21 protein-coding genes are annotated in these 21156 nt (G+C 40.9%); 14 read left to right on the plus strand and 7 right to left on the minus strand.

Translation table 11 applies throughout. The features are described 5' to 3' along the window. Nucleotides 1-140 precede the first annotated feature (140 nt). Nucleotides 141-839 (plus strand): FadR/GntR family transcriptional regulator, encoded by a 699-nt coding sequence (locus PR809_RS11415; protein ID WP_102140438.1) that lies wholly within the window; start codon nucleotides 141-143, stop codon nucleotides 837-839. A 48-nt stretch (nucleotides 840-887) separates the two neighbouring features. Beyond that, nucleotides 888-2291 (plus strand): multidrug transporter subunit MdtD, encoded by a 1404-nt coding sequence (gene mdtD, locus PR809_RS11420; protein ID WP_102140437.1) that lies wholly within the window; start codon nucleotides 888-890, stop codon nucleotides 2289-2291. On the opposite strand, the gene rbsR is transcribed toward mdtD, so the two are convergent. The 6 genes from rbsR to rbsD form a co-directional block, all read right to left on the minus strand. Further along, the gene (gene rbsR / locus PR809_RS11425; RefSeq protein ID WP_166268174.1) at nucleotides 2288-3289 is read right to left on the minus strand and encodes a ribose operon transcriptional repressor RbsR; all 1002 of its coding nucleotides are present in this window, start codon (nucleotides 3287-3289) and stop codon (nucleotides 2288-2290) included. The two genes, mdtD and rbsR, sit on opposite strands and share 4 nt — an antisense overlap. Before the next feature lie 3 nt (nucleotides 3290-3292). Next, nucleotides 3293-4222 (minus strand): ribokinase, encoded by a 930-nt coding sequence (rbsK, locus tag PR809_RS11430; protein WP_206276950.1) that lies wholly within the window; start codon nucleotides 4220-4222, stop codon nucleotides 3293-3295. 78 nt (nucleotides 4223-4300) lie between these two features. Next, nucleotides 4301-5191, minus strand: a complete 891-nt coding sequence (gene rbsB, locus PR809_RS11435; protein ID WP_102140435.1) for a ribose ABC transporter substrate-binding protein RbsB — start codon at nucleotides 5189-5191, stop codon at nucleotides 4301-4303. 18 nt (nucleotides 5192-5209) lie between these two features. Continuing rightward, the gene (gene rbsC, locus PR809_RS11440; protein ID WP_102140434.1) at nucleotides 5210-6172 is read right to left on the minus strand and encodes a ribose ABC transporter permease; all 963 of its coding nucleotides are present in this window, start codon (nucleotides 6170-6172) and stop codon (nucleotides 5210-5212) included. Beyond that, complete coding sequence (gene rbsA, locus PR809_RS11445; protein WP_102140433.1) at nucleotides 6169-7683, minus strand: ribose ABC transporter ATP-binding protein RbsA; 1515 nt, start codon at nucleotides 7681-7683, stop codon at nucleotides 6169-6171. The genes rbsC and rbsA overlap by 4 nt, the downstream gene beginning before the upstream one ends. 7 nt (nucleotides 7684-7690) lie before the next feature. Then, a complete protein-coding gene (gene rbsD, locus PR809_RS11450; RefSeq protein WP_206276949.1) occupies nucleotides 7691-8110 on the minus strand; it encodes a D-ribose pyranase in 420 nt (139 codons plus the stop codon). A gap of 281 nt (nucleotides 8111-8391) precedes the next feature. Here rbsD and ravA point away from each other — a divergent pair, with 281 nt between their 5' ends. Both ravA and viaA read left to right on the plus strand, forming a co-directional pair. After that, nucleotides 8392-9909, plus strand: coding sequence for an ATPase RavA (gene ravA, locus PR809_RS11455; protein ID WP_102140431.1), 1518 nt, complete (start codon nucleotides 8392-8394; stop codon nucleotides 9907-9909). A gap of 2 nt (nucleotides 9910-9911) precedes the next feature. Then, nucleotides 9912-11369: an ATPase RavA stimulator ViaA gene (gene viaA / locus PR809_RS11460; protein ID WP_206276948.1), complete on the plus strand. Its 1458-nt coding sequence runs from the start codon at nucleotides 9912-9914 to the stop codon at nucleotides 11367-11369. Here viaA and asnA read toward each other — a convergent pair whose 3' ends face one another. Beyond that, on the minus strand, nucleotides 11370-12362 hold the full coding sequence (gene asnA, locus PR809_RS11465; protein WP_102140429.1) for an aspartate--ammonia ligase: 993 nt from the start codon (nucleotides 12360-12362) through the stop codon (nucleotides 11370-11372). A 161-nt stretch (nucleotides 12363-12523) separates the two neighbouring features. On the opposite strand from asnA, the gene asnC reads away from it, so the two are divergent. The 10 genes from asnC (at nucleotide 12524) to atpA (ending at nucleotide 21153) form a co-directional block, all read left to right on the plus strand. After that, nucleotides 12524-12985, plus strand: coding sequence for a transcriptional regulator AsnC (asnC, locus tag PR809_RS11470; protein WP_125893840.1), 462 nt, complete (start codon nucleotides 12524-12526; stop codon nucleotides 12983-12985). Between the two features lie 91 nt (nucleotides 12986-13076). Beyond that, complete coding sequence (gene mioC / locus PR809_RS11475; RefSeq protein ID WP_206276947.1) at nucleotides 13077-13517, plus strand: FMN-binding protein MioC; 441 nt, start codon at nucleotides 13077-13079, stop codon at nucleotides 13515-13517. A 377-nt stretch (nucleotides 13518-13894) separates the two neighbouring features. After that, nucleotides 13895-15784, plus strand: a complete 1890-nt coding sequence (mnmG, locus tag PR809_RS11480) for a tRNA uridine-5-carboxymethylaminomethyl(34) synthesis enzyme MnmG (protein WP_102140426.1) — start codon at nucleotides 13895-13897, stop codon at nucleotides 15782-15784. A 1-nt stretch (nucleotide 15785) separates the two neighbouring features. Then, nucleotides 15786-16406: a 16S rRNA (guanine(527)-N(7))-methyltransferase RsmG gene (gene rsmG, locus PR809_RS11485; RefSeq protein ID WP_102140425.1), complete on the plus strand. Its 621-nt coding sequence runs from the start codon at nucleotides 15786-15788 to the stop codon at nucleotides 16404-16406. A gap of 598 nt (nucleotides 16407-17004) precedes the next feature. Beyond that, nucleotides 17005-17382 carry a F0F1 ATP synthase subunit I gene (atpI, locus tag PR809_RS11490; protein ID WP_102140424.1) on the plus strand — a complete coding sequence of 126 codons (378 nt, stop codon included), beginning with the start codon at nucleotides 17005-17007 and terminating at the stop codon, nucleotides 17380-17382. A gap of 33 nt (nucleotides 17383-17415) precedes the next feature. Beyond that, entirely contained in the window at nucleotides 17416-18234 is an 819-nt protein-coding gene (atpB, locus tag PR809_RS11495) for a F0F1 ATP synthase subunit A (protein WP_042846803.1), read from the plus strand. Nucleotides 18235-18282: 48 nt separating this feature from the next. Further along, nucleotides 18283-18522, plus strand: coding sequence for a F0F1 ATP synthase subunit C (atpE, locus tag PR809_RS11500; RefSeq protein WP_004093904.1), 240 nt, complete (start codon nucleotides 18283-18285; stop codon nucleotides 18520-18522). A 58-nt stretch (nucleotides 18523-18580) separates the two neighbouring features. Next, nucleotides 18581-19051, plus strand: a complete 471-nt coding sequence (gene atpF / locus PR809_RS11505) for a F0F1 ATP synthase subunit B (RefSeq protein WP_004906301.1) — start codon at nucleotides 18581-18583, stop codon at nucleotides 19049-19051. Between the two features lie 12 nt (nucleotides 19052-19063). Beyond that, nucleotides 19064-19597 carry a F0F1 ATP synthase subunit delta gene (gene atpH, locus PR809_RS11510; RefSeq protein ID WP_102140423.1) on the plus strand — a complete coding sequence of 178 codons (534 nt, stop codon included), beginning with the start codon at nucleotides 19064-19066 and terminating at the stop codon, nucleotides 19595-19597. A gap of 14 nt (nucleotides 19598-19611) precedes the next feature. Further along, the gene (gene atpA / locus PR809_RS11515; protein ID WP_102140422.1) at nucleotides 19612-21153 is read left to right on the plus strand and encodes a F0F1 ATP synthase subunit alpha; all 1542 of its coding nucleotides are present in this window, start codon (nucleotides 19612-19614) and stop codon (nucleotides 21151-21153) included. Nucleotides 21154-21156 lie beyond the last annotated feature (3 nt).

The raw sequence follows: 21156 nt of genomic DNA on the forward strand, positions 1-21156 counted from the left end.
AATTTTTATTTTGTTCGTGTTTTTTTTAGCCAAAAAGGTATTTATAAGTTAAATTCGGTCTATATATTGACTATTTCAGCAGCAATTGCGCACCTACTCACGTAATATGTGTATCTAAGAATTATGCTTTGAGATGAATTATGGAATTAAGTAAGCAACAAACCGCCTCACAAAAAAATCGTTCTTATATTATTGCAGAAAATCTTGGCCAGCTGATTTTAACCAGCACCTATTTACCTGATTCCACTTTACCTAGCGAATTAGAATTATCAGAACAATTCCAAGCAAGTCGAACAGCGATAAGAGAAGCAATAAAAATATTAGCGGCAAAAGGAATGGTATTAGCACGCCCCAAAATAGGTACCCGTGTTATGCCACCCTCAAATTGGAATTTTTTAGACCAAGATCTCTTAACATGGTGGTCCAATAGTGAAGAGCAATCGGTTGTGATGGAACACTTTAAAATGGTTCGACTCGCAATAGAACCTCAAGCTTGTTATCTTGCGGCTATACATGCAACAAAAGAACAAAAACAATCATTACAATTATTAGCAAGTGAAATGCAGTTACTCGCCAAAGAATTTGACAGGGCGCATTGGGTGAAAGTTGATTACCATTTCCATTTAACTATTTACAAAGCTTGTGCCAATCCCTTCCTAATTTCTTTTGCGAATTTATTCCGTTCTATTTATCAGCGTTACTTTGATGTCATCACTGATAATGAGGTTATAGAGGTCGAAATTCATCAACAACTTGCCAATGCAATTATTCATGGTAAAAGTACAATAGCACTCGACCTTTGCTATAACTTATTAACAATTACCCAAAAGCAAGACTAACAAAACAATACTCCAATTGAAGCTTTAATTTACTTGTATAGGTAACTGATGTTCAAAACAGCTAAAAATATGTCAGGCCTTCCATGGATTGCAGCAATGGCCTTTTTCATGCAAGCGCTCGATGCCACCATTTTGAATACGGCTTTACCCGATATTGCAAAAAGCCTTGATCACTCGCCGCTTGCGATGCAATCCGCCGTAGTCAGTTATACGCTTACTGTTGCTCTATTGATCCCTGTTAGTGGCTGGTTTGCAGATAGATTTGGTACAAGACGTATATTCATTTTAGCGGTTTCCTTGTTTTCTTTTGGTTCATTACTTTGTGCCCTTTCGCCTTCTTTAAACTTTTTAGTGACCTCTAGGGTTATTCAAGGTATTGGTGGGGCAATGATGATGCCAGTTGCTCGTTTAGCCTTAATAAGGGCTTACCCTCGAAGTGAATTACTACCAATATTAAATTTTGTCACCATTCCTGGTTTAGTTGGCCCAATATTGGGACCTCTGTTAGGTGGTATATTAGTCACCTATGCAACTTGGCATTGGATATTTATTATTAATATTCCTATTGGTGTTTTAGGTATCTTTTATGCGTTAAAACATATGCCAGACTTTAAAATGCCAAAACGTAAATTTGATACTTTAGGGTTCTTATTGTTTGGTTCTGGTTTAGTCATGCTATCTGTCAGCCTAGACTTATTCAGTGATAAGTCTCTTTCAACATCGATTCCAGTCACTATTGTTTTAGTCGGCTTTCTTTTCTTATTTGTTTATATTTTCCATGCAAGACGTACTAAGCATGCAATAATCCCCTTGAATTTATTTAAAACTCGCACTTTTTCTATTGGGATCAGCGGTAATATCGCAACACGCTTAGGAACAGGCAGTATTCCATTTTTAATGCCATTAATGCTGCAAGTAGGTTTCGGCTACGAAGCCGTTGTGGCGGGAATGATGATGGCACCACTAGCAATAGGTTCAATCACTGCTAAATCAGGGGTTACTCGGATCCTAACTAAATATGGCTACCGTAATACATTATTTGTCATCACCATTATTATAGGATTAATGATCGCACAGTTTTCCTTACAATCACCAAGTATGTCGATTTATCTGTTAGTTGTACCTTTATTTATTTTAGGAATGGTGATGTCTGTACAATTTACCGCAATGAATACTATTTGCCTGGCTGATTTAACAGACAATAATGCAAGTGCGGGAAATAGTATGTTAGCTGTGACTCAGCAGCTATCGATAAGCTTCGGTATCGCAGTCAGTGCTGCAATCTTAAACTTCTATGGTGGACAACCTAATAGCAATACGGTCGATAATTTCCATTACACCTTTATTACCGTTGGCGTCATTACGCTTATCTCGGCTTTTGTCTTCTTATTATTAAGTAAGACAGACGGTGATAATTTAATAAAAAATAAAACCAAAAAAGCGAAGAATTAATATTTTTTAACCGATTGACGTTCAATTAACTCAGGGGTAAGAACCAAAACACTCGCATTTGCCTCTGGGTTATCCATACGATAAATAAGTTGGTCAACAGCCTGTTGGCCTAACTTATCTTTTGGCTGATGAATTGTTGTTAATGGTGGGATCATATAAGGCGAAAGATCGATATCATCATAACCAATGATTGAAATATCATCAGGCACTTTCAAACCCTTTTGGTATATCGCTTGATAAGCGCCTACCGCCATCGCATCATTACCTGCAAAAATGGCCTCGGGAGGGGTTGGTAAGCTAAGCAATTTATTCATTGACTCAAACCCACCAGCAAATTCAAAATCACTGAAAATGATATAGTCATCATAAATATTAATGCCGCCATCTGTCATGGCTTGAATAAAACCTTGATGACGCGCTCTTGCTGGTGATTTATCTTGTGGCCCTGCAATACATGCAATACGAGAGAAACCAGCTTCGATAAGGTAACGAGTGGCTATTTCTCCACCAAGAAAAGAGTTATCTTGAATGATATCGCCTTCCGACTCAAAAGGTGACCAATCCATCATAACTGTTGGCACAGCAGGGTAACGAGCCAAAACATTTTTTGATGGCCCCTGTACTTCTGTGCACATAATCAGTAGCCCATCAACACGTTTTTGTAGCAAGGTTTCTAAACTATGATTCATTCGCTGAAGGTCACCTTCAGTGTTGCACAAAATCAAACTATAACCACGTTCGTAGCAACTACGTTCTACACCCCGCACTACCTCTGCGTAAAATGGGTTATTACTTGTTGTCAGTAACATCCCAATTGTATTCGTACGATTCATCTTCAAACTACGCGCTAAAGCAGAAGGTGCATAATTTAACTCTTCAATCGCATTTTTAACGCGTATGGTAATGCTCTCGCTGACATAGCGATTTTGGTTAATAACGTGAGAGACGGTGGACGTCGACACCCCTGCAAGGCGTGCCACATCTTTCATTGTTGCCACAAGTTAATCCTGTTGAGTCAAAAACTGGTCAATTTCTTTACGCCATGGAACTGAGGGTTGAGCTCCCGGGCGAGTCACAGCTATCGCCGCCGCTGCATGAGCAAAAATAATCGCTTCTTCGTCAGCTTTACCTTCAAGCAGAGCTGTAACGTAAGCCCCATTGAATGTATCACCTGCGGCAATAGTATCCACTGCTTTTACGCGAAATGCAGAAATTATTTTGCCTTCACTACCTTTTTCACTATACCAAACGCCTCGAGAGCCGAGTGTTATCATCACTTTACTGATACCTTTTTGATGTAAAGCTTCAGCCGCATCCTGAGCACCTTGATTATCATTAACAGCAATACCTGTTAGGTGTTCAGCTTCTGTTTCATTTGGCGTGATGATATCAACTAGTGATAATAATGAATCTGGTAATGATTGAGCCGGTGCAGGGTTCAAAATGACTTTCGTATTGTTTTTCTTCGCTATTTCAGCAGCCATTTGTACTGTTTCAATAGGGGATTCCAGTTGCATCAATACCGCATCAGCTTCCACAATTTTTTGCTGATATTGAGCTAATCTTTCTTTGGTAAGTCGCGCATTTGCACCTGCATTGATACCAATTGTATTTTCCCCTTGTTGGTTCACATAAATAAGAGCAACACCTGTCGTTTCACCTTCAATGGCATCAATGCATTCGGTTTTAATATTATCGAGAAATAACTGTTTTTTTATACTCGCCCCAATATCATCATCACCAACACAAGCAATAAACGTTATGTCAGCACCACTGCGACCTGCTGCAACAGCTTGGTTGGCACCTTTCCCGCCAAATGCAACTTGGTAATGATCGCCTCTAACAGTTTCACCCGGCTGAGGGAAATGCTTAACATTTAATATATGATCCGCATTGATACTACCGAGAACCACCAGCTTAGCTATACCCATAACGTTTATTTCCTTTTTTATGACCCAATGGATCGCAAATTAAATAAACCGCCACAGTGCGCCATGGCGGTTTTTATCTTATTGTTTAACCACTAATTCCAATTCAACCGGAACCGTTGGATCCACTTTCTCGCCTTTTAAGACTTTATCTGCAATCTGTACACCAACAATCCCAATTTGGTCTGGGCGCTGTGCAATAGTTGCACCTAATTTTCCGCCTTCAACGGCTTTAATACCATCATTTGTTCCATCAAAGCCAACAACCAGAACATCAGTACGGCCTGCGGTTTGTAAAGCTCTTAACGCACCTAATGCCATTTCATCATTTTGTGCAAATACCGCTTGAACAGCAGGGTGTGCCGTTAACAAGTTTTGCATTACGTTCAAGCCTTTTGTTCTATCGAAATCAGCGGGTTGGCTCGCCAGTAAATTGAATTTGTGCTCTTTTGCTCCGGTATTAAAACCTTCACCGCGCTCACGTGCTGCTGATGTACCTGAAATACCTTCTAATTGAATCACTTTAGCTTCATTGCCTGTTTTTTGTGCAATATAGTCAGCAGCCATTTTCCCGCCCATACGGTTGTCGGATGCCACATGACTGACAACTTCACCTTTATTAGCCGCTCTATCTAAAGTGATGACAGGTATATTGGCTTTATTAGCCATTAATATTGAGTTGCCCACCGCATCTGAATCCGTTGGGTTAATTAACATTAATTTTGTACCGCGAACGGTTAAATCTTGTACGTTTGCTAACTCTTTGGCTGGGTTGTCTTGAGAATCTAAAACAATCAGTTCATAACCCAATTTATCCGCTTCTTTTTGTGCGCTATCTTTCATTGTCACAAAGAATGGGTTATTCAATGTAGAAATGACGAGTGCAATGCTATCTTTCGCCATCGCATTGACACTAACAGTTGCACTCAGTGCAACTGCAGATAATAACGTTGCTAGTTTGTTCAGTTTCATAATAATTTTCCTGTAGGGTTACTTTTTATTATCAACAAGTACAGCAAGTAAGATGACGACAGCTTTAACAATCATCTGGTAGTTTGACGAAATACCTAATAAGTTTAATCCATTGTTTAAAAAACCAAGGATAAGCGCACCAATCAATGTTCCGACTATACGCCCCTTACCACCAGCAAGACTGGTACCACCAAGTACAACCGCAGCGATAGCATCAAGTTCATAACCATTACCTGCCATTGGCTGAGCCGATGATAAACGTGCAACTTCAATGACACTCGCCAATGCTGCTAGCATTCCACATAAGGCATAAACCACTATTTTAATGCGATCAACATTAATACCAGAAAGACGGGTAGCCGCTTCATTCCCACCAAGTGCGTAGATGTAACGACCAAGGCGAGTATGGTGCAACATATACCATGCAGCTGCAAACACGATAATCATTAACCAGACTGGGGTAGGAATACCAAATGGGCGGCCAATACCAAACCAGCCAAATAAGTCTGCGTTATCACTAAACCCTGTATTGATAGGGCTACCGTCTGTATAAACTCGTGTCACACCACGCAATAGTAGCATCATGACTAAAGTCGCAATGAAAGCTTGGACTTTTCCTTTTGCAACAATCACCCCGGTGCATGCACCGATCGCGGCACCGAGTGCTAATGCCCCCGCAACAGCCACTAGCGCATTAACTTCCGCCCCGACCATGGAAGCTGCAACCGCGCCCGTTAAGGCCAATAAGGACCCAACAGAGAGATCAATACCCGAGGTTAAGATAACTAGCGTCATCCCAACGGCCATAATGGCGTTGACGGAGGTTTGTTGTAAGATATTGAATAGGTTATTAACCGTAAAAAAATTCGGGCTTAATGTTGATACGATGGCAATCAAAACTAAGAGTGCGATTAATGATTTTTGCTCCATCAGCCATGCTTTGCTGAACCAGCGTTTTGATGATGCGGTAGTTGAACTCATACTGATAACTCCTGAACTGAGCCATAATTTTTACCCACTGCGGCAGCCATTAAGGCTTCCTGAGTCGCGTCTTTGGCTGAAAATTCGCCGCTGATATGACCTTCGTGCATCACCAAAATGCGGTCACTCATTCCTATTACTTCAGGCATTTCTGAAGAAACTAAAATGATACTCAGCCCTTCTTTTTTAAATTGGTTAATTAGTTGATAGATTTCTTTTTTAGCACCAACGTCTACGCCACGAGTTGGCTCATCGAGGATCAGTACTTTTGGTCTTGTCATCAAACCGCGCGCAATGGCCACTTTTTGCTGGTTTCCACCTGAAAGGTTGCCAATTATTTGGTCCATAGACGGGGTTTTAATATTGAATAACCGAATGAAATCGCTAACGGTTTGCTGTTCTTCACTATGCTTGAGGCTTCCCCCTGCACGACTGAAATAACGTAATGCTGTCAATGACATATTTTCTTTCACTGACATGCCTAATACTAATCCATCTCGTTTACGGTCTTCTGAAATATAAACAATGCCACTGTTTAAGCCATCTTGTGGTGTTTTCAGTGTTACGGCTTTGCCTTCCAGTTTTATCGTGCCTGATTTTTTTGTCGCCGCGCCGTAGATGATTTTCATCAACTCTGTACGCCCCGCGCCCATCAAGCCAGATACACCTAAAATTTCCCCACTCTTCAGGGTGAAATTGGCATTTGTTACACCAGGTCCAGATACCCCTTCAAGCTGCAGCCTAATGTTTCCGGTTTCTACCTCGACCCTCGGGTACTGGTCTTCAAGCTTACGACCAACCATCATTTCAATGAGTTTTTCTTCTTCTAACTCACTCACGGGTTTCTCACCAATAAACTGGCCATCGCGGAACACGGTCACATCGTCGCAAATTTCAAAAATTTCTTTTAAACGATGGGAAATATAAACAATGCCACAGCCTTGAGCTTTTAAGTCTTCGATAACTCTAAATAGGGACTCTGTTTCCGTGTCTGTTAGTGCATCGGTGGGTTCATCCATGATAATCACTTGTGATTGAAAGCTCAGAACTTTGGCGATTTCGACCATTTGTTGTTCGCCAATAGAAAGCTCAGCAATAGTTTGATGGCTATCATAATCAAGGTTAAGCCGTTTAAGCAGTTTGTCCGATTCACTGAACATTTTTTTCCAGTCAATTTTACCAAACGCATTCACATACTCTCGACCTAGAAAAATATTCTCTGCAATAGTTAATTCAGGTATCAAATTGAGTTCTTGGTGGATAATCCCTATTCCTGCTTCTTGGGAGCTTTTAGGGCCATTAAATGCGACTTCTTTACCTAAATAGCGGATTTGACCAGCATCTTTTTTATAAATACCCGTCAGCACTTTCATCATGGTTGATTTGCCTGCCCCATTTTCCCCCACCAGCGCCATGACTTTTCCTGGGTAGACATTTAATGTCGCCCCACTGAGGGCTTTTACCCCTGGAAATGATTTATCGATCCCGATAAGTTCTAATAAAGGTTGCATAATCACCTCAGAAAGTCACACCAGAACAAAGAATAATGTTAGCGAACGGTGAACATTCTCCGGTGCGGATCACCGCTTTACTGTCATGAGTCAATTGTTTAAAGCATTCATGGCTGCAATAAATAATTTCAATCGTATTATTTTGAGTAACTTCTAACTGTTGTAAGTGAGCCAAAATAGCGGCTTCCATTTGTGGGTTAATGGTACTGATTTCCTCAGCTAGAATGGCTTTTTCGACTTGCATCTCTTGGGTGATGACACTTAAAACTGACATGAAATCGGGTAAGCCTTGCGTAATTGCTAAATCAATACGCTCCGTTCCTTGATAAATAGGTAAACCTGCATCAGCAAGCGTTATTTGGTCTGTATGACCTAACTTTGCAATTACCGAGGTAACGTTGGCATTAAGTAAAATACCCTTTTTCATTTTTCACCGCCATTCTAGTAAGCGAAACGTTTCGCTCATGTAATAATAGTAAAGATAAGTCACAACTCAATATTGATGGTTAATATTTGTGATCAATATCGAAACGTTTCGTTCTTATTAGAAAAGCTAAAAAACAATAACTTATTGAATCACTTATAGCTGAATCGTTTTTTCTTATTTCTTGGGGCATATCAAAGAAAAATGGAAAAATAGGTCGCAGTATGTAATAAAAGAAATTGATAGTTTTGATATCAACGCCTCTATTAATAAAAGGAATGAATATGCAGCTTGCTGAACGAATAGCCCAATTAAGCAATTACCTTGAAAGCGGTTTATATGAACGCCAACAAGCTATTCGTTTGTGCTTACTCGCCACATTAAGCGGTGAAAGCGTATTTCTATTAGGCCCTCCAGGTATTGCCAAAAGCTTAATTGCACGAAGAATGAAATATGCTTTTCGTCACGCAAACGCTTTTGAATACTTAATGACGCGATTTTCAACACCGGAAGAAATCTTTGGTCCTCTTTCAATACAGGCGCTAAAAGATGAAGGACGATATGAACGTTTAACCAAAGGTTATTTACCAGACGCTGAAGTCGTATTTCTTGATGAAATATGGAAAGCGGGCCCAGCCATTTTAAATACCTTATTAACGGCGGTTAATGAGCGCAAGTTCCGTAATGGTGATGAAGAAAAATCCATCCCTATGCGATTATTAGTAACTGCATCAAATGAATTACCCGATGCTGATAATAGCCTCGAGGCGCTATTCGACAGAATGCTAGTACGTATTTGGCTGGATAAAGTGCAAGAGAAACAAAATTTTCGCGCACTGTTAACAGGAAAATCATCGCTGAATGAATCTCAAATGCCAGAGCATTTAAAAATCAGTGATGAAGAGTACCAACAATGGCAACAAGAAATTCCTAAAATTACGCTACCCGATCACTGTTTTGAACTTATTTACCAATTACGCCAACAATTAGATGCAACAGAAAAGCAGCTTTATGTTTCTGATAGGCGTTGGAAAAAAGCAGTTTATTTATTACAAGCAAGTGCTTTCTTTAATGGGCGCAATAGCGTATCTCCTCTAGATCTTGTGTTATTAAAAGATTGCCTTTGGCATGACATGCAGTCGATGAATACGTTACCGAAACTATTGCAGTCATTATTACAAGAAGATGGCTGGCAACAGCGAAAGTTAACCCGCGAAATAGAGCAAACTTATCAGCAATGGATGTCATCGACCCAAGACCAAAATAACCAAGATGCATTTAAAGTTAATAAAAACAATGCGATGTTTGCTCGTAAAGCGTCCTATGTATTACCCGAAAATATCGGTGACGGGCGAATTACTCTATTTTTACATCGCCCACTGCAACTGCATAATATGAAAGTCACTTTTGTAACAACCGATAAAAAATCCCTGATAACCTTCTTAAATAAAGGAACAACACTATCTGCCCACCTAAATGGGATTGGCTTTGCACAAGAAATTGCCGCTGAGGTAAATAATTTAAATCAGATACAGTTATTAGATGTAAGCCATCAATCATCTACTTTATATATTCAAGATAAAGCTTCGTCGCTAGTGCCAAATACAAATAACCAAGAGTGGCTAGACAAGCTGGATAAAATTCAAGAAGAGATTCAAACCGCGCGTTATCAGTTTGAAAAACAACAGCCCAACTTATTTATTGAACCGCACTGGCTTGCAGATATTGAACAAAGCTTCATGAAACTCACAGAAAAGCTAAACCAATTACGTAACCAAATCACGGGTAAAGTGGCCGAATAACGATGATGAGTTTAGCCACATTAGAAATGTTGCTTTCGGTTAATGAAGGCCAATTAATTGAAGAGATCATTATATCTTTACTGGCAACCCCTCAATTAGCGGTGTTTTTTGAAAAACACCCTCGATTAAAAAAAGCTTTACTCAAAGATTTATCGGGTTGGAAAAAGGATCTCAAACAGCGTATGCAAGATGCGCTTGTTCCCGCACAACTTTCAGAAGAATTTGAACTTTATCGTCAATCCCTTGGTATTTCGACAGATGCCTTTTTTAACCAATTACCGGGGGTTATAGCAAAACTTCAGCAGCTGGATTCCCCGTTTTATCGTGAGGCACATCAGCTACAAAGTGGAAAAATAGAAAACCGCAGCGCAAGGCAGTCATTATTTGTTCAAAGATGGCGAGTTAGTTTAATTTTACAAGTGACAACTCTTCATAAAGAACTGTTAGAGCAAGAAAAAGAACAATTGCTGGCGGAGTTACAACGCCGATTAGCGTTAAGTGGCAATTTAGAGGATATCTTAGGCGAAAATGAGCGAGCTGCAGGCCGGCTATGGGACTTAACCAAAGGTGTAAACATGACTTCCGCTTATAATGACCAATTATTAAGCCGATACAGTGATTTTTTACGTCAGCAGCCTGAATTAGAAAAAATAGCGCAATTATTAGGCCGTAGCCAATCTGCTCAATCGATTCCTGACGATAGTGTTTTTCTTGAGCCCATGACAATCATGGAAAAGGTACCCGAAATAGTACCTGAGCAAGTCAACGGTTTAAATCAAAGTGATGATATTTTACGGTTATTACCTGCAGAACTCGCCATGTTAGGCCTTGAAGATATTGAATTTGAATTTTATCGAAAATTACTCGAAAAACAGCTTCTAACCTACCGATTACAAGGGGATAGCTGGCAAGAAAGAAAAGTTCTGCGCCCTATTACCCATCACCATGATGAAGAGCAGCCAAGAGGGCCATTTGTTGTATGTATTGATACATCGGGTTCGATGGGCGGTTTAAATGAACGCTGCGCCAAAGCCTTTTGCCTTGCGTTAATGAAAATTGCGCTGGCAGATAACCGTTCATGCCATGTGATGTTATTTTCCACCGAAATTGTGCATTACGATTTACTTTCTATTGATGGCCTAGAGCAATGTATTCGTTTTTTACATCAAACATTTAAAGGTGGGACTGACTTGGCAGCTTGTTTACAAGAAACCGCAGTAAAATTGGAATCAAAACAGTGGATTGATGCAGATGCCGTGGTGATTTCTGATTTTGTTGCTCAGCGTTTACCTGATGAATTGATTCAAAAAATTAAGACTATGCAGAAGAAAGGTAAATACCGCTTCCATGCGGTATCTGTATCAAATTATGGGAAACCCAGCATCATGAAAATCTTTGACCATATTTGGCGTTTTGATACTGGGTTAAAAAGCAGGCTGTTACGCCGCTTTAGTCGCTAATTACAGCATACCTTCAACAGATTCTTGCATTTCAGCACCCCAAACACCGCATTGTACTTGGCCAATGTGCTGGCGTTGAAGAAGTAGCATGACTAAGCGTGATTGGCCAATGCCACCACCGATAGTTTGTGGCATTTCACCTTTTACTAACGCTTGGTGCCACTCTAATTCCATACGTTTTTCATCACCGGTTAAGCCTAATTGGCGAGTCAAACACTCAGGGCTTACACGAATTCCCATTGAAGAGAGCTCAAATGCGTCCTGTAAAATAGGGTTCCACACAATGATGTCGCCGTTCAAACCACAAAAACCGTCTTCATTTTTTGTTGTCCAGTCGTCGTAGTCAGGCGCGCGAACATCATGTGATTCACCGCTAGATAGCTTACCACCGATACCAATTAAGAATACTGCGCCTAGTTCTTTTGCGATTGCACGTTCACGCCCTTTCGCATCTAAATCAGGGTAGCGCTGTAACAACTCTTCACTGTGAATAAAGTGGATTTGGTCTGGCAGGAACGGTGCCAACCCAAATTCTTTACTTACGGCAGCTTCTGTTTCTTTTATTGCCTTATAGATTTTACCCACTGTCTGCTTCAGATAAGGAAGTGTACGTTCCTCATCTGCCATCACTTTTTCCCAATCCCACTGATCAACATAGACGGAATGGATTGGGGTTAAGCGATCCTCGTCAGGACGCAACGCTTTCATATGCGTGTATAGACCTTGGCCTTCACTAAAACCGAAACGACCTAATGTTTTACGTTTCCATTTAGCCAAAGAATGAACCACTTCAAAGGTTGCACCTGGAATTGATTTCACTTTTACTTGAACGGCTTTTTCGCTGCCAGATAAGTTGTCTTGAGTACCATCCCCTAAACGGCTTAGGATTGGCCCTTGAACTTCAATCAACCCTAATTCTTTTTCAAGTAAACGTGAGAAATACGATTTCACAAAACTAATTTGTTGCTGATGTTCGATAAATGACTTGTCCATAATTTATTCCCATAATTTGTTAGCTGTGTTAGCTGATGTATAGATTAAGCAACAAAATGAGGTATAAATTCAATATCCATCATTAAAAAAAGCCTTTATTGTTTATTTTGAATAAAAAAACAGGTATAAAAATGAATAATCGTTAAAATAGAGGTGAAATAATGCCGGAAAATTATCAAATCGATAATCTCGATCGTGACATACTTCACGAATTAATGGGAAATGCACGTACACCGTATGCTGAATTAGCTAAAAAATTTGCTGTTAGCCCCGGGACAATTCATGTCCGTGTCGAAAAAATGAAGCAAGCAGGGATTATTAAAGGCACACGTATTGATATAAACCCAAAACAATTAGGCTTCGATGTTTGTTGCTTTATTGGCATTATTTTAAAAAGTGCAAAAGATTACCCAACCGCACTAAAAAAATTAGACGCCTTAGAAGAAGTTGTCGAGGTGTACTACACAACAGGGCAATACAGCATTTTTATTAAAGTGATGTGCCGTTCTATTGATTCTTTACAAGACGTACTTATCAACAAAATTCAGACCATTGATGAGATACAATCCACAGAAACACTGATCTCCTTACAAAACCCGATCTTACGAACAATCAATCCGTAGAAAAAAAATGATATAACCACATTATCCACAGGTAGATCCCAGCTCATTCACAGCGTACAATAGCGCCCTATTATTGTGAAAGAGAATCACCATGACAAAAGTAACCTTAATAAGTGGCAGTACAATGGGCAGTGCGGAGTATGTTGCCGAGCACATGGCAGAGATTTTAGAAGAACTCGGTCATGAAACTGAAATTCAACATGGCCCAAAGCTTGATGACTTAACACTTGAAGGCATATGGCTGGTGGTGAGCTCAACACATGGAGCAGGTGATCTCCCTGAAAATATTCAACCTCTTTTTGATTCAATAGAAGAAAGCGCTCCTGATCTAAGCCAAGTTCAATTTGGTTCTGTAGGGATCGGCAGCTCTGAATATGACACTTTCTGTGGAGCGATCCACAAAATAGATGCTTTATTAATCAAGCAAGGGGGGATAAGGATCGGTGAATGTTTGGAAATTGATGTCCAACAACACGAAATACCGGAAGATCCCGCGGGTGAATGGGTTAAAATTTGGGCAAACGAACTCTAGTTTGATTAAAATAACAGCAATTAACTGTGGATAACTCAGGGAAGATCCCGGTATTAACCCGTAGTTATCCAGAGTATAAGTTTTAAGGCTGACAAGGCCTGTGCATAAGTACCCTTTTTGATCCCAGCTTATACGCAAACGGATCACGGATCATTCACAGTATATGATCCTTTACACTTTTATGATCTTTAAAGTGAAAATCCACTTATCCACAGAAACCCGTGATCCTAATAAAAGATCTAATAAAGAGATCTTTAAATAAAAAGATCTTAATATTATATAAGGGAGAAACCTAAAGCTTGGTCTCTTCCTCAAACTTGAGTAGAATTCTCTCCTCAAATGCACAATCCGCATTTTCTAACGTTTAAGGTTCACACATGTTTTATCCAGAGCAATTTGACGTCATCGTAATTGGTGGTGGTCATGCCGGTACTGAAGCAGCAATGGCAGCTGCACGTATGGGGCGTCAAACCCTATTACTGACTCACAATATTGATACATTGGGCCAGATGTCTTGCAACCCAGCCATCGGTGGGATCGGTAAGGGACATCTGGTTAGAGAAATTGATGCGCTAGGTGGCTTGATGGCCACAGCAACAGACAAAGCAGGTATTCAATTTAGAACATTAAATGCCAGCAAAGGGCCTGCAGTTCGTGCGACTCGAGCACAAGCTGACCGTGTTCTTTATCGCCAAGCTGTCAGAATGGCTTTAGAAAACCAGCCTAACTTAATGATTTTCCAACAACCTGTAGAAGACTTAATTGTTGAAAACAATAGGGTCACAGGGGCTATTACCCGCATGGGCTTAAAATTTAAAGCCAAAGCGGTGGTATTAACCGTTGGTACTTTCCTTGATGGCAAAATTCACATTGGTTTAGAAAATTACAGTGGTGGTCGTGCAGGAGATCCTCCTTCAATTTCACTTTCTCAACGTTTGAGAGAATTACCTTTACGTGTTAATCGTTTAAAAACAGGAACGCCACCACGTATTGATGCAAGAACCATTGATTTCAGTCAGTTAGCTCAACAGCTAGGTGACGACCCAATGCCCGTATTTTCATTTTTAGGTTCACAAGATCAACATCCACAACAGATGCCTTGTCATATCACCTATACCAATGAAAAAACGCATGAAGTGATCAGAAATAATCTGGATCGCAGCCCTATGTACGCAGGCGTGATTGAAGGGATCGGCCCACGTTACTGCCCTTCGATCGAAGATAAAGTCATGCGTTTTGCTGATAAAGACTCACATCAGATCTTCCTAGAACCTGAAGGCCTAACCAGCAATGAAATTTACCCTAACGGGATATCCACCAGCTTGCCATTTGATGTCCAAATGCAAATTGTTCATTCCATGAAAGGAATGGAAAATGCGAGGATCATTCGTCCTGGCTATGCCATTGAATATGATTTCTTTGACCCTAGAGATCTAAAACAGACGCTTGAAAGTAAATTTATTGATGGATTATTCTTTGCTGGCCAAATTAACGGCACTACAGGTTATGAAGAAGCTGGAGCTCAAGGCCTATTAGCAGGCCTTAATGCGGCACAACATGCCTTTGGTTTAGAAGGTTGGTTCCCTCGTCGTGACCAAGCTTATATCGGTGTTCTCGTTGACGATCTTTGTACTTTAGGGACAAAAGAACCTTATCGTATGTTTACCTCACGTGCAGAATACCGTTTGATGCTTCGTGAAGACAATGCGGATTTACGTCTAACAGAAAAAGGCCGAGAGTTAGGTTTAGTTGATGACGTTCGCTGGGCTCATTTTAATAACAAAGTCGAATTGATTGAAAAAGAGCGCCAACGCTTAAAAGATATCTGGGTTCATCCAAAATCAGATAACCATACAGAAATAGATGGAATTTTAACCGTTCCATTATCGAAAGAAGCCAATGGGGAAGATTTACTACGTCGCCCGGAAATGACGTATAAAATGTTAACCTCACTCAACCTTTTTGCTCCAGCTATTGATGATCCTCAAGCCGCGGATCAAGTGGAAATTCAAGTTAAATACGAAGGTTATATTGCCCGCCAAAAAGAAGAAATCGAAAGACAACTGCGTAATGAAAATACGTTGTTGCCTGTTGACCTCGATTACAAACAAGTTAAAGGGTTGTCTAACGAGGTAATGGCGAAACTGAACGACCATAAACCGACATCTATTGGTCAAGCATCACGAATTTCAGGGATCACGCCTGCTGCAATCTCTATTTTACTTGTTTGGTTGAAAAAGCAAGGCATGCTACGCCGGAGCGCTTAACATGGATTTATTATCAAAACTGAATCAATTGCTAGTAAAAACCGATATCAACTTAACGGAAAAGCAAAAACAGCAACTTATTGACTATGTTGGGTTATTAGCGAAATGGAACAAAGCCTATAACCTGACATCGGTACGTGACCCACAACAGATGTTAATCCGCCATATCATGGATAGCATAGTGGTGAACGGTCAACTCATCGGGCAACGTTTTATTGATGTTGGGACGGGCCCTGGTTTACCCGGCGTGCCTTTAGCGATTGTTCGACCTGATTCCCATTTTGTTCTATTGGACAGCTTAGGGAAGCGTGTACGCTTTTTAAAACAGGTTCAACATGAGTTAGGGCTGACTAATATTGAGCCTGTTCAATCACGCGTTGAAGAGTTTCCAGTGGAAAAAAGCTTTGATGGTGTGATTAGCCGCGCATTTGCTTCGTTGAATGACATGTTGAGTTGGTGCCATCATTTACCTTCAGCAGAAGGGCGTTTTTATGCACTCAAAGGTGTCATTCGTGATGATGAAATGGCGCTACCAGACGAGTTTATGATTGAATCGATCACGGAACTTGAAGTGCCCGAACTTGATGAGCAACGTCATTTAGTTAAAATTTCGATGAAATAAAGTTGCTTTCTATCAAATAATTTTATCATTTAGAGCGATAGCTGGACGTTTACAAACGGCCAGCTATTTTTATTCGCCATCAAATAATAAAAATATATATTTTACGTGGTATTTACACGGCAATAACGAATAAGTTGCAAAAATAAGGCATTGAAAGAAAAATACTGGCTAATTGATGATTTTTACTTAATCGATTTAGCAAAAAAATAGTGAATCGAAAAATATTGGATTTACTCTTTCAAAATTTAGCTTAGGAATTAATTTCTTTAATTATTTGATTTACTGGTTAAATCTATTTTTTGTTATGAATAAAATTGAAGTAATAAATAAAGTGAATAAAGTTAAATGTGATATATGTCACATTTATATGAATGTATGCAGCAATTCATTAACTATTTATTAAATATTACAGCGACAATTCTGCGCTAACTCGAAAAAATTAAATATTTATTCACCTTTTCGCTACTTACTGATTGAATTCATTTCGCCTGCCCGTATAATTTGCACGTTTTTGTCTCTTGACACATTTACGCAAAGGCAGTTTTATACAACACTTAGCGTTTCTGAGGCTGAGAAGAGCTGGGAGTAAACAAAAGTTATGTCTGTATCCCTTTATGACAACAAGCATGCTGTAAAGCAGTTGTCTGTTCAGTTGATAACTTTTGTGATCCTCAGTGGGGCTTTCTGTGCAAATAGTATAGAATGGGGGGCCTCTGCTCTTGCTGGTGGGTTAGCATGCTGGTTACCAAATATCGTATTTATGCTGCTATCACAATTTCAGAAAGCAAAAGGAGAGGATGAACCTGTCCGCATTGCCTGGTTCTTAGCATTAGGAGCAGGGCTAAAGGTTGTTACAACTATCACTGTCTTAGTTGTTGCTTTCGGTGTGTTCAAAGCGTCATTAACACCACTGGGTTTGACCTATTTAGCGGTGCTAATTGTTCAGATTGTTGCACCAGCCGTTTTTAAACGGTAAGTATTTTTAAACTACAAAAGGGTAAGAGGCATCATGTCTGCATCAGGAGAAGTGATGACTACAGAGGATTACATAGGCCACCATCTGAGAAACCTTCAGTTGGACCTGAGTACCTTTAAGTTGGTCGATCCCCACGCTAGTCCAACATTTTGGACGTTGAACATTGACTCGCTTTTTTTCTCAGTAGTTCTCGGGGCTCTGTTCCTGTGGCTATTTAGAAGAGTTGCAGCCAATGCGACTAGTGGCGTACCCGGTAAGTTACAGACTGCAATAGAACTGATCATTGGTTTCGTTGATAACTCAGTCCGTGATATGTATCACGGTAAGAGCAAAGTTATTGCTCCTTTAGCATTAACAGTGTTCGTCTGGGTATTCTTAATGAACCTGATGGATTTACTACCAATTGATTTCCTTCCGTATATTGCTGAACATTATCTCGGGTTACCTGCATTACGTGCAGTACCAACCGCAGATGTTAGTGTCACATTATCGATGGCTATTGGTGTGTTTATCCTAATCCTCTTCTACAGCATCAAAATGAAAGGAATTGGCGGATTTACAAAAGAGCTCACAATGCAGCCTTTTAACCATCCTGTCTTCATTCCAGTCAACTTGATTCTTGAAGGGGTAAGCCTGCTGTCAAAACCTGTATCACTCGGTCTGCGACTGTTTGGTAACATGTATGCAGGTGAATTGATCTTTATTCTTATCGCGGCTCTGCTTCCGTGGTGGTCACAGTGGTTGTTAAGCCTACCTTGGGCTATCTTCCACATACTGATTATTACGCTACAAGCCTTTATTTTTATGGTTCTAACAGTTGTCTATCTGTCGATGGCATCTGAAGAACACTAATTTAATTTTATCAATAATTGTATTAACTGAAACAAACTGGAGACTGTCATGGAAAACCTGAGTATGGATCTGCTGTACATGGCTGCCGCTGTGATGATGGGCTTAGCGGCGATCGGTGCTGCGATCGGTATCGGCATCCTAGGTGGTAAATTTTTAGAAGGTGCTGCTCGTCAGCCAGATTTAATTCCTCTGCTGCGTACACAGTTCTTTATCGTAATGGGTCTGGTCGATGCTATTCCGATGATTGCTGTTGGTCTGGGCTTGTATGTAATGTTCGCTGTTGCCTAATTAACGTTACGGAACACTGTAAGAACATTAATTCACTAATGAATATGAGGTATTGTCTGTGAATCTAAATGCAACAATCCTCGGCCAGGCTATCGCGTTTGTCCTGTTTGTTTGGTTCTGTATGAAGTATGTATGGCCACCGATTATGGCGGCCATTGAAAAACGTCAAAAAGAAATTGCTGACGGTTTATCTTCCGCAGAACGTGCTAAAAAGAACCTGGAACTGGCGCAAACCGACGCAACCGACCGACTGAAAAAAGCGAAAGCTGAAGCTCAAGTCATCATTGAACAAGCGAATAAACAACGCGTTCAAATGATTGATGAAGCAAAAGCAGAAGCAGAAGCAGAACGTGCAAAAATCGTCGCACAAGCGCAAGCTGAAATTGATGCTGAGCGTAAACGTGCACGTGAAGAGTTACGTAAACAGGTTGCGATGCTTGCTATCGCAGGTGCCGAGAAGATCATCGAACGTTCCGTGGATGAAGCTGCTAACAGCGACATCGTTGATAAACTAGTCGCTGAACTGTAAGGAGGGAGGGGCATGTCTGAAATTGCTACTGTAGCTCGCCCCTACGCCAAAGCAGCTTTTGACTTTGCTGTGGAAAACCAAGCTGTTGCTAAATGGCAGGAAATGCTGGCCTTCACCTCTGAGGTGACGCGCAATGAGCAGGTTGGTGAGCTGCTTTCTGGTTCTATTGCACCAGAAACATTAGCTAAAACGTTTATCTCTGTTTGTGGAGATGAAATTGACGAGCATGTTCAGAATCTGATTCGTGTTATGGCAGATAACGGGCGTTTAACGACGCTACCAGAAGTTTTAACGCAGTTTATCCAATTGCGCGATTCTCTGGAATCAACCATTGAAGTTGATGTTTTATCCGCTAACGAACTGAGTGAACAGCAGTCAGCTAAAATTTCTGCAGCGATGGAAAAACGTCTGTCACGCAAAGTTAAGCTGAATTGCAAAATTGATAAGTCTGTTATTGCTGGAGTGATCATTCGTGCTGGAGACCTCGTCATCGACGGGAGTATCCGCGGTCGCTTAGAGCGTTTAACTGACGTCTTGCAGTCTTAAGGGGACTGGAGCATATGCAACTGAATTCCACCGAAATCAGCGAACTGATCAAACAGCGTATTGCTCAGTTCGATGTTGTGAGTGAAGCTCACAATGAAGGTACGATTGTATCCGTTAATGACGGTATTATTCGTATTCACGGTTTAGCCGAGGTCATGCAGGGTGAAATGATCGCGCTGCCTGGCAACCGTTACGCTATCGCACTGAACTTAGAGCGTGACTCTGTTGGTGCGGTCGTTATGGGTCCTTATGCCGACTTGGCAGAAGGCATGAAAGTTAAATGTACTGGTCGTATTCTTGAAGTTCCAGTAGGCCGTGGCCTGCTAGGACGTGTTGTGAATACACTGGGTCAACCAATTGATGGTAAAGGTCCTGTTGATAACGATGGCTTCTCTCCTGTAGAAGTTATTGCTCCAGGTGTTATCGACCGTCAATCCGTTGATCAACCTGTTCAAACTGGTTATAAATCAGTCGATGCCATGATCCCAATCGGTCGTGGTCAGCGTGAGCTTGTTATCGGTGACCGTCAAACAGGTAAAACTGCTTTGGCAATCGATGCAATCATCAACCAACGCGACTCTGGCATCAAATGTGTTTACGTCGCTATCGGTCAAAAAGCATCAACTGTTGCTAACGTTGTTCGTAAACTTGAAGAACATGGCGCTCTGGAAAACACCATTGTTGTTGTTGCAACTGCATCTGAGTCAGCTGCACTGCAATATCTGTCAGCCTACGCTGGCTGTGCAATGGGCGAATATTTCCGTGACCGCGGTGAAGATGCTCTGATTGTTTATGATGACCTGTCTAAACAGGCTGTTGCGTACCGTCAAATTTCACTGTTACTGCGTCGTCCACCAGGACGTGAAGCATACCCAGGTGATGTTTTCTATCTGCACTCACGTTTACTTGAGCGTGCTGCTCGTGTTAACGCTGAGTACGTTGAAGCATTCACTAAAGGTGAAGTTAAAGGAAAAACGGGTTCATTGACTGCATTGCCAATCATTGAAACTCAAGGCGGTGACGTTTCTGCATTCGTTCCGACTAACGTAATTTCGATTACAGATGGTCAGATCTTCCTGGAATCTAACCTGTTTAACTCTGGTATTCGTCCAGCGGTTAACCCAGGTATTTCAGTATCTCGTGTTGGTGGTGCTGCTCAGACTAAAATTATCAAGAAATTGTCTGGTGGTATCCGTACAGCACTTGCTCAATATCGTGAACTGGCAGCGTTTGCTCAGTTTGCTTCAGACCTTGATGATGCAACGCGTAAGCAGCTGAGCCACGGTCAGAAAGTAACTGAGTTGCTGAAACAGAAACAGTATGCACCTATGTCAGTAGCAGAGCAGTCACTGTCTCTGTTTGCGGCAGAACGTGGATTCTTGGATGATGTTGAGTTAGCTAAAATTGGTGCGTTTGAAGCTGCTTTAGTTTCTTATGCATTGCGCGAGCATGCTGACCTTATGAACGAAATTGGCCCGGCTGGTAGCTATAACGATGATATCGAAGGCAAGTTGAAAAAACTGCTCGAATCATTTAAAGCAACCCAGTCCTGGTAATAC

It is taken from the genome of Providencia sp. PROV201 (assembly GCF_028479545.1).
Lineage (GTDB): Bacteria > Pseudomonadota > Gammaproteobacteria > Enterobacterales > Enterobacteriaceae > Providencia > Providencia huaxiensis.

Coding starts and splice junctions, on each gene's coding strand:
- PR809_RS11415 (WP_102140438.1), top strand. CDS start 141: ATGGAATTAAGTAAGCAACAAACCGCCTCACAAAAAAATCGTTCTTAT.
- mdtD (WP_102140437.1), top strand. CDS start 888: ATGTTCAAAACAGCTAAAAATATGTCAGGCCTTCCATGGATTGCAGCA.
- rbsK (WP_206276950.1), bottom strand. CDS start 4,222: ATGGGTATAGCTAAGCTGGTGGTTCTCGGTAGTATCAATGCGGATCAT.
- rbsB (WP_102140435.1), bottom strand. CDS start 5,191: ATGAAACTGAACAAACTAGCAACGTTATTATCTGCAGTTGCACTGAGT.
- rbsC (WP_102140434.1), bottom strand. CDS start 6,172: ATGAGTTCAACTACCGCATCATCAAAACGCTGGTTCAGCAAAGCATGG.
- rbsA (WP_102140433.1), bottom strand. CDS start 7,683: ATGCAACCTTTATTAGAACTTATCGGGATCGATAAATCATTTCCAGGG.
- rbsD (WP_206276949.1), bottom strand. CDS start 8,110: ATGAAAAAGGGTATTTTACTTAATGCCAACGTTACCTCGGTAATTGCA.
- ravA (WP_102140431.1), top strand. CDS start 8,392: ATGCAGCTTGCTGAACGAATAGCCCAATTAAGCAATTACCTTGAAAGC.
- viaA (WP_206276948.1), top strand. CDS start 9,912: ATGATGAGTTTAGCCACATTAGAAATGTTGCTTTCGGTTAATGAAGGC.
- asnA (WP_102140429.1), bottom strand. CDS start 12,362: ATGGACAAGTCATTTATCGAACATCAGCAACAAATTAGTTTTGTGAAA.
- asnC (WP_125893840.1), top strand. CDS start 12,524: ATGCCGGAAAATTATCAAATCGATAATCTCGATCGTGACATACTTCAC.
- mioC (WP_206276947.1), top strand. CDS start 13,077: ATGACAAAAGTAACCTTAATAAGTGGCAGTACAATGGGCAGTGCGGAG.
- mnmG (WP_102140426.1), top strand. CDS start 13,895: ATGTTTTATCCAGAGCAATTTGACGTCATCGTAATTGGTGGTGGTCAT.
- rsmG (WP_102140425.1), top strand. CDS start 15,786: ATGGATTTATTATCAAAACTGAATCAATTGCTAGTAAAAACCGATATC.
- atpI (WP_102140424.1), top strand. CDS start 17,005: ATGTCTGTATCCCTTTATGACAACAAGCATGCTGTAAAGCAGTTGTCT.
- atpB (WP_042846803.1), top strand. CDS start 17,416: ATGTCTGCATCAGGAGAAGTGATGACTACAGAGGATTACATAGGCCAC.
- atpE (WP_004093904.1), top strand. CDS start 18,283: ATGGAAAACCTGAGTATGGATCTGCTGTACATGGCTGCCGCTGTGATG.
- atpH (WP_102140423.1), top strand. CDS start 19,064: ATGTCTGAAATTGCTACTGTAGCTCGCCCCTACGCCAAAGCAGCTTTT.
- atpA (WP_102140422.1), top strand. CDS start 19,612: ATGCAACTGAATTCCACCGAAATCAGCGAACTGATCAAACAGCGTATT.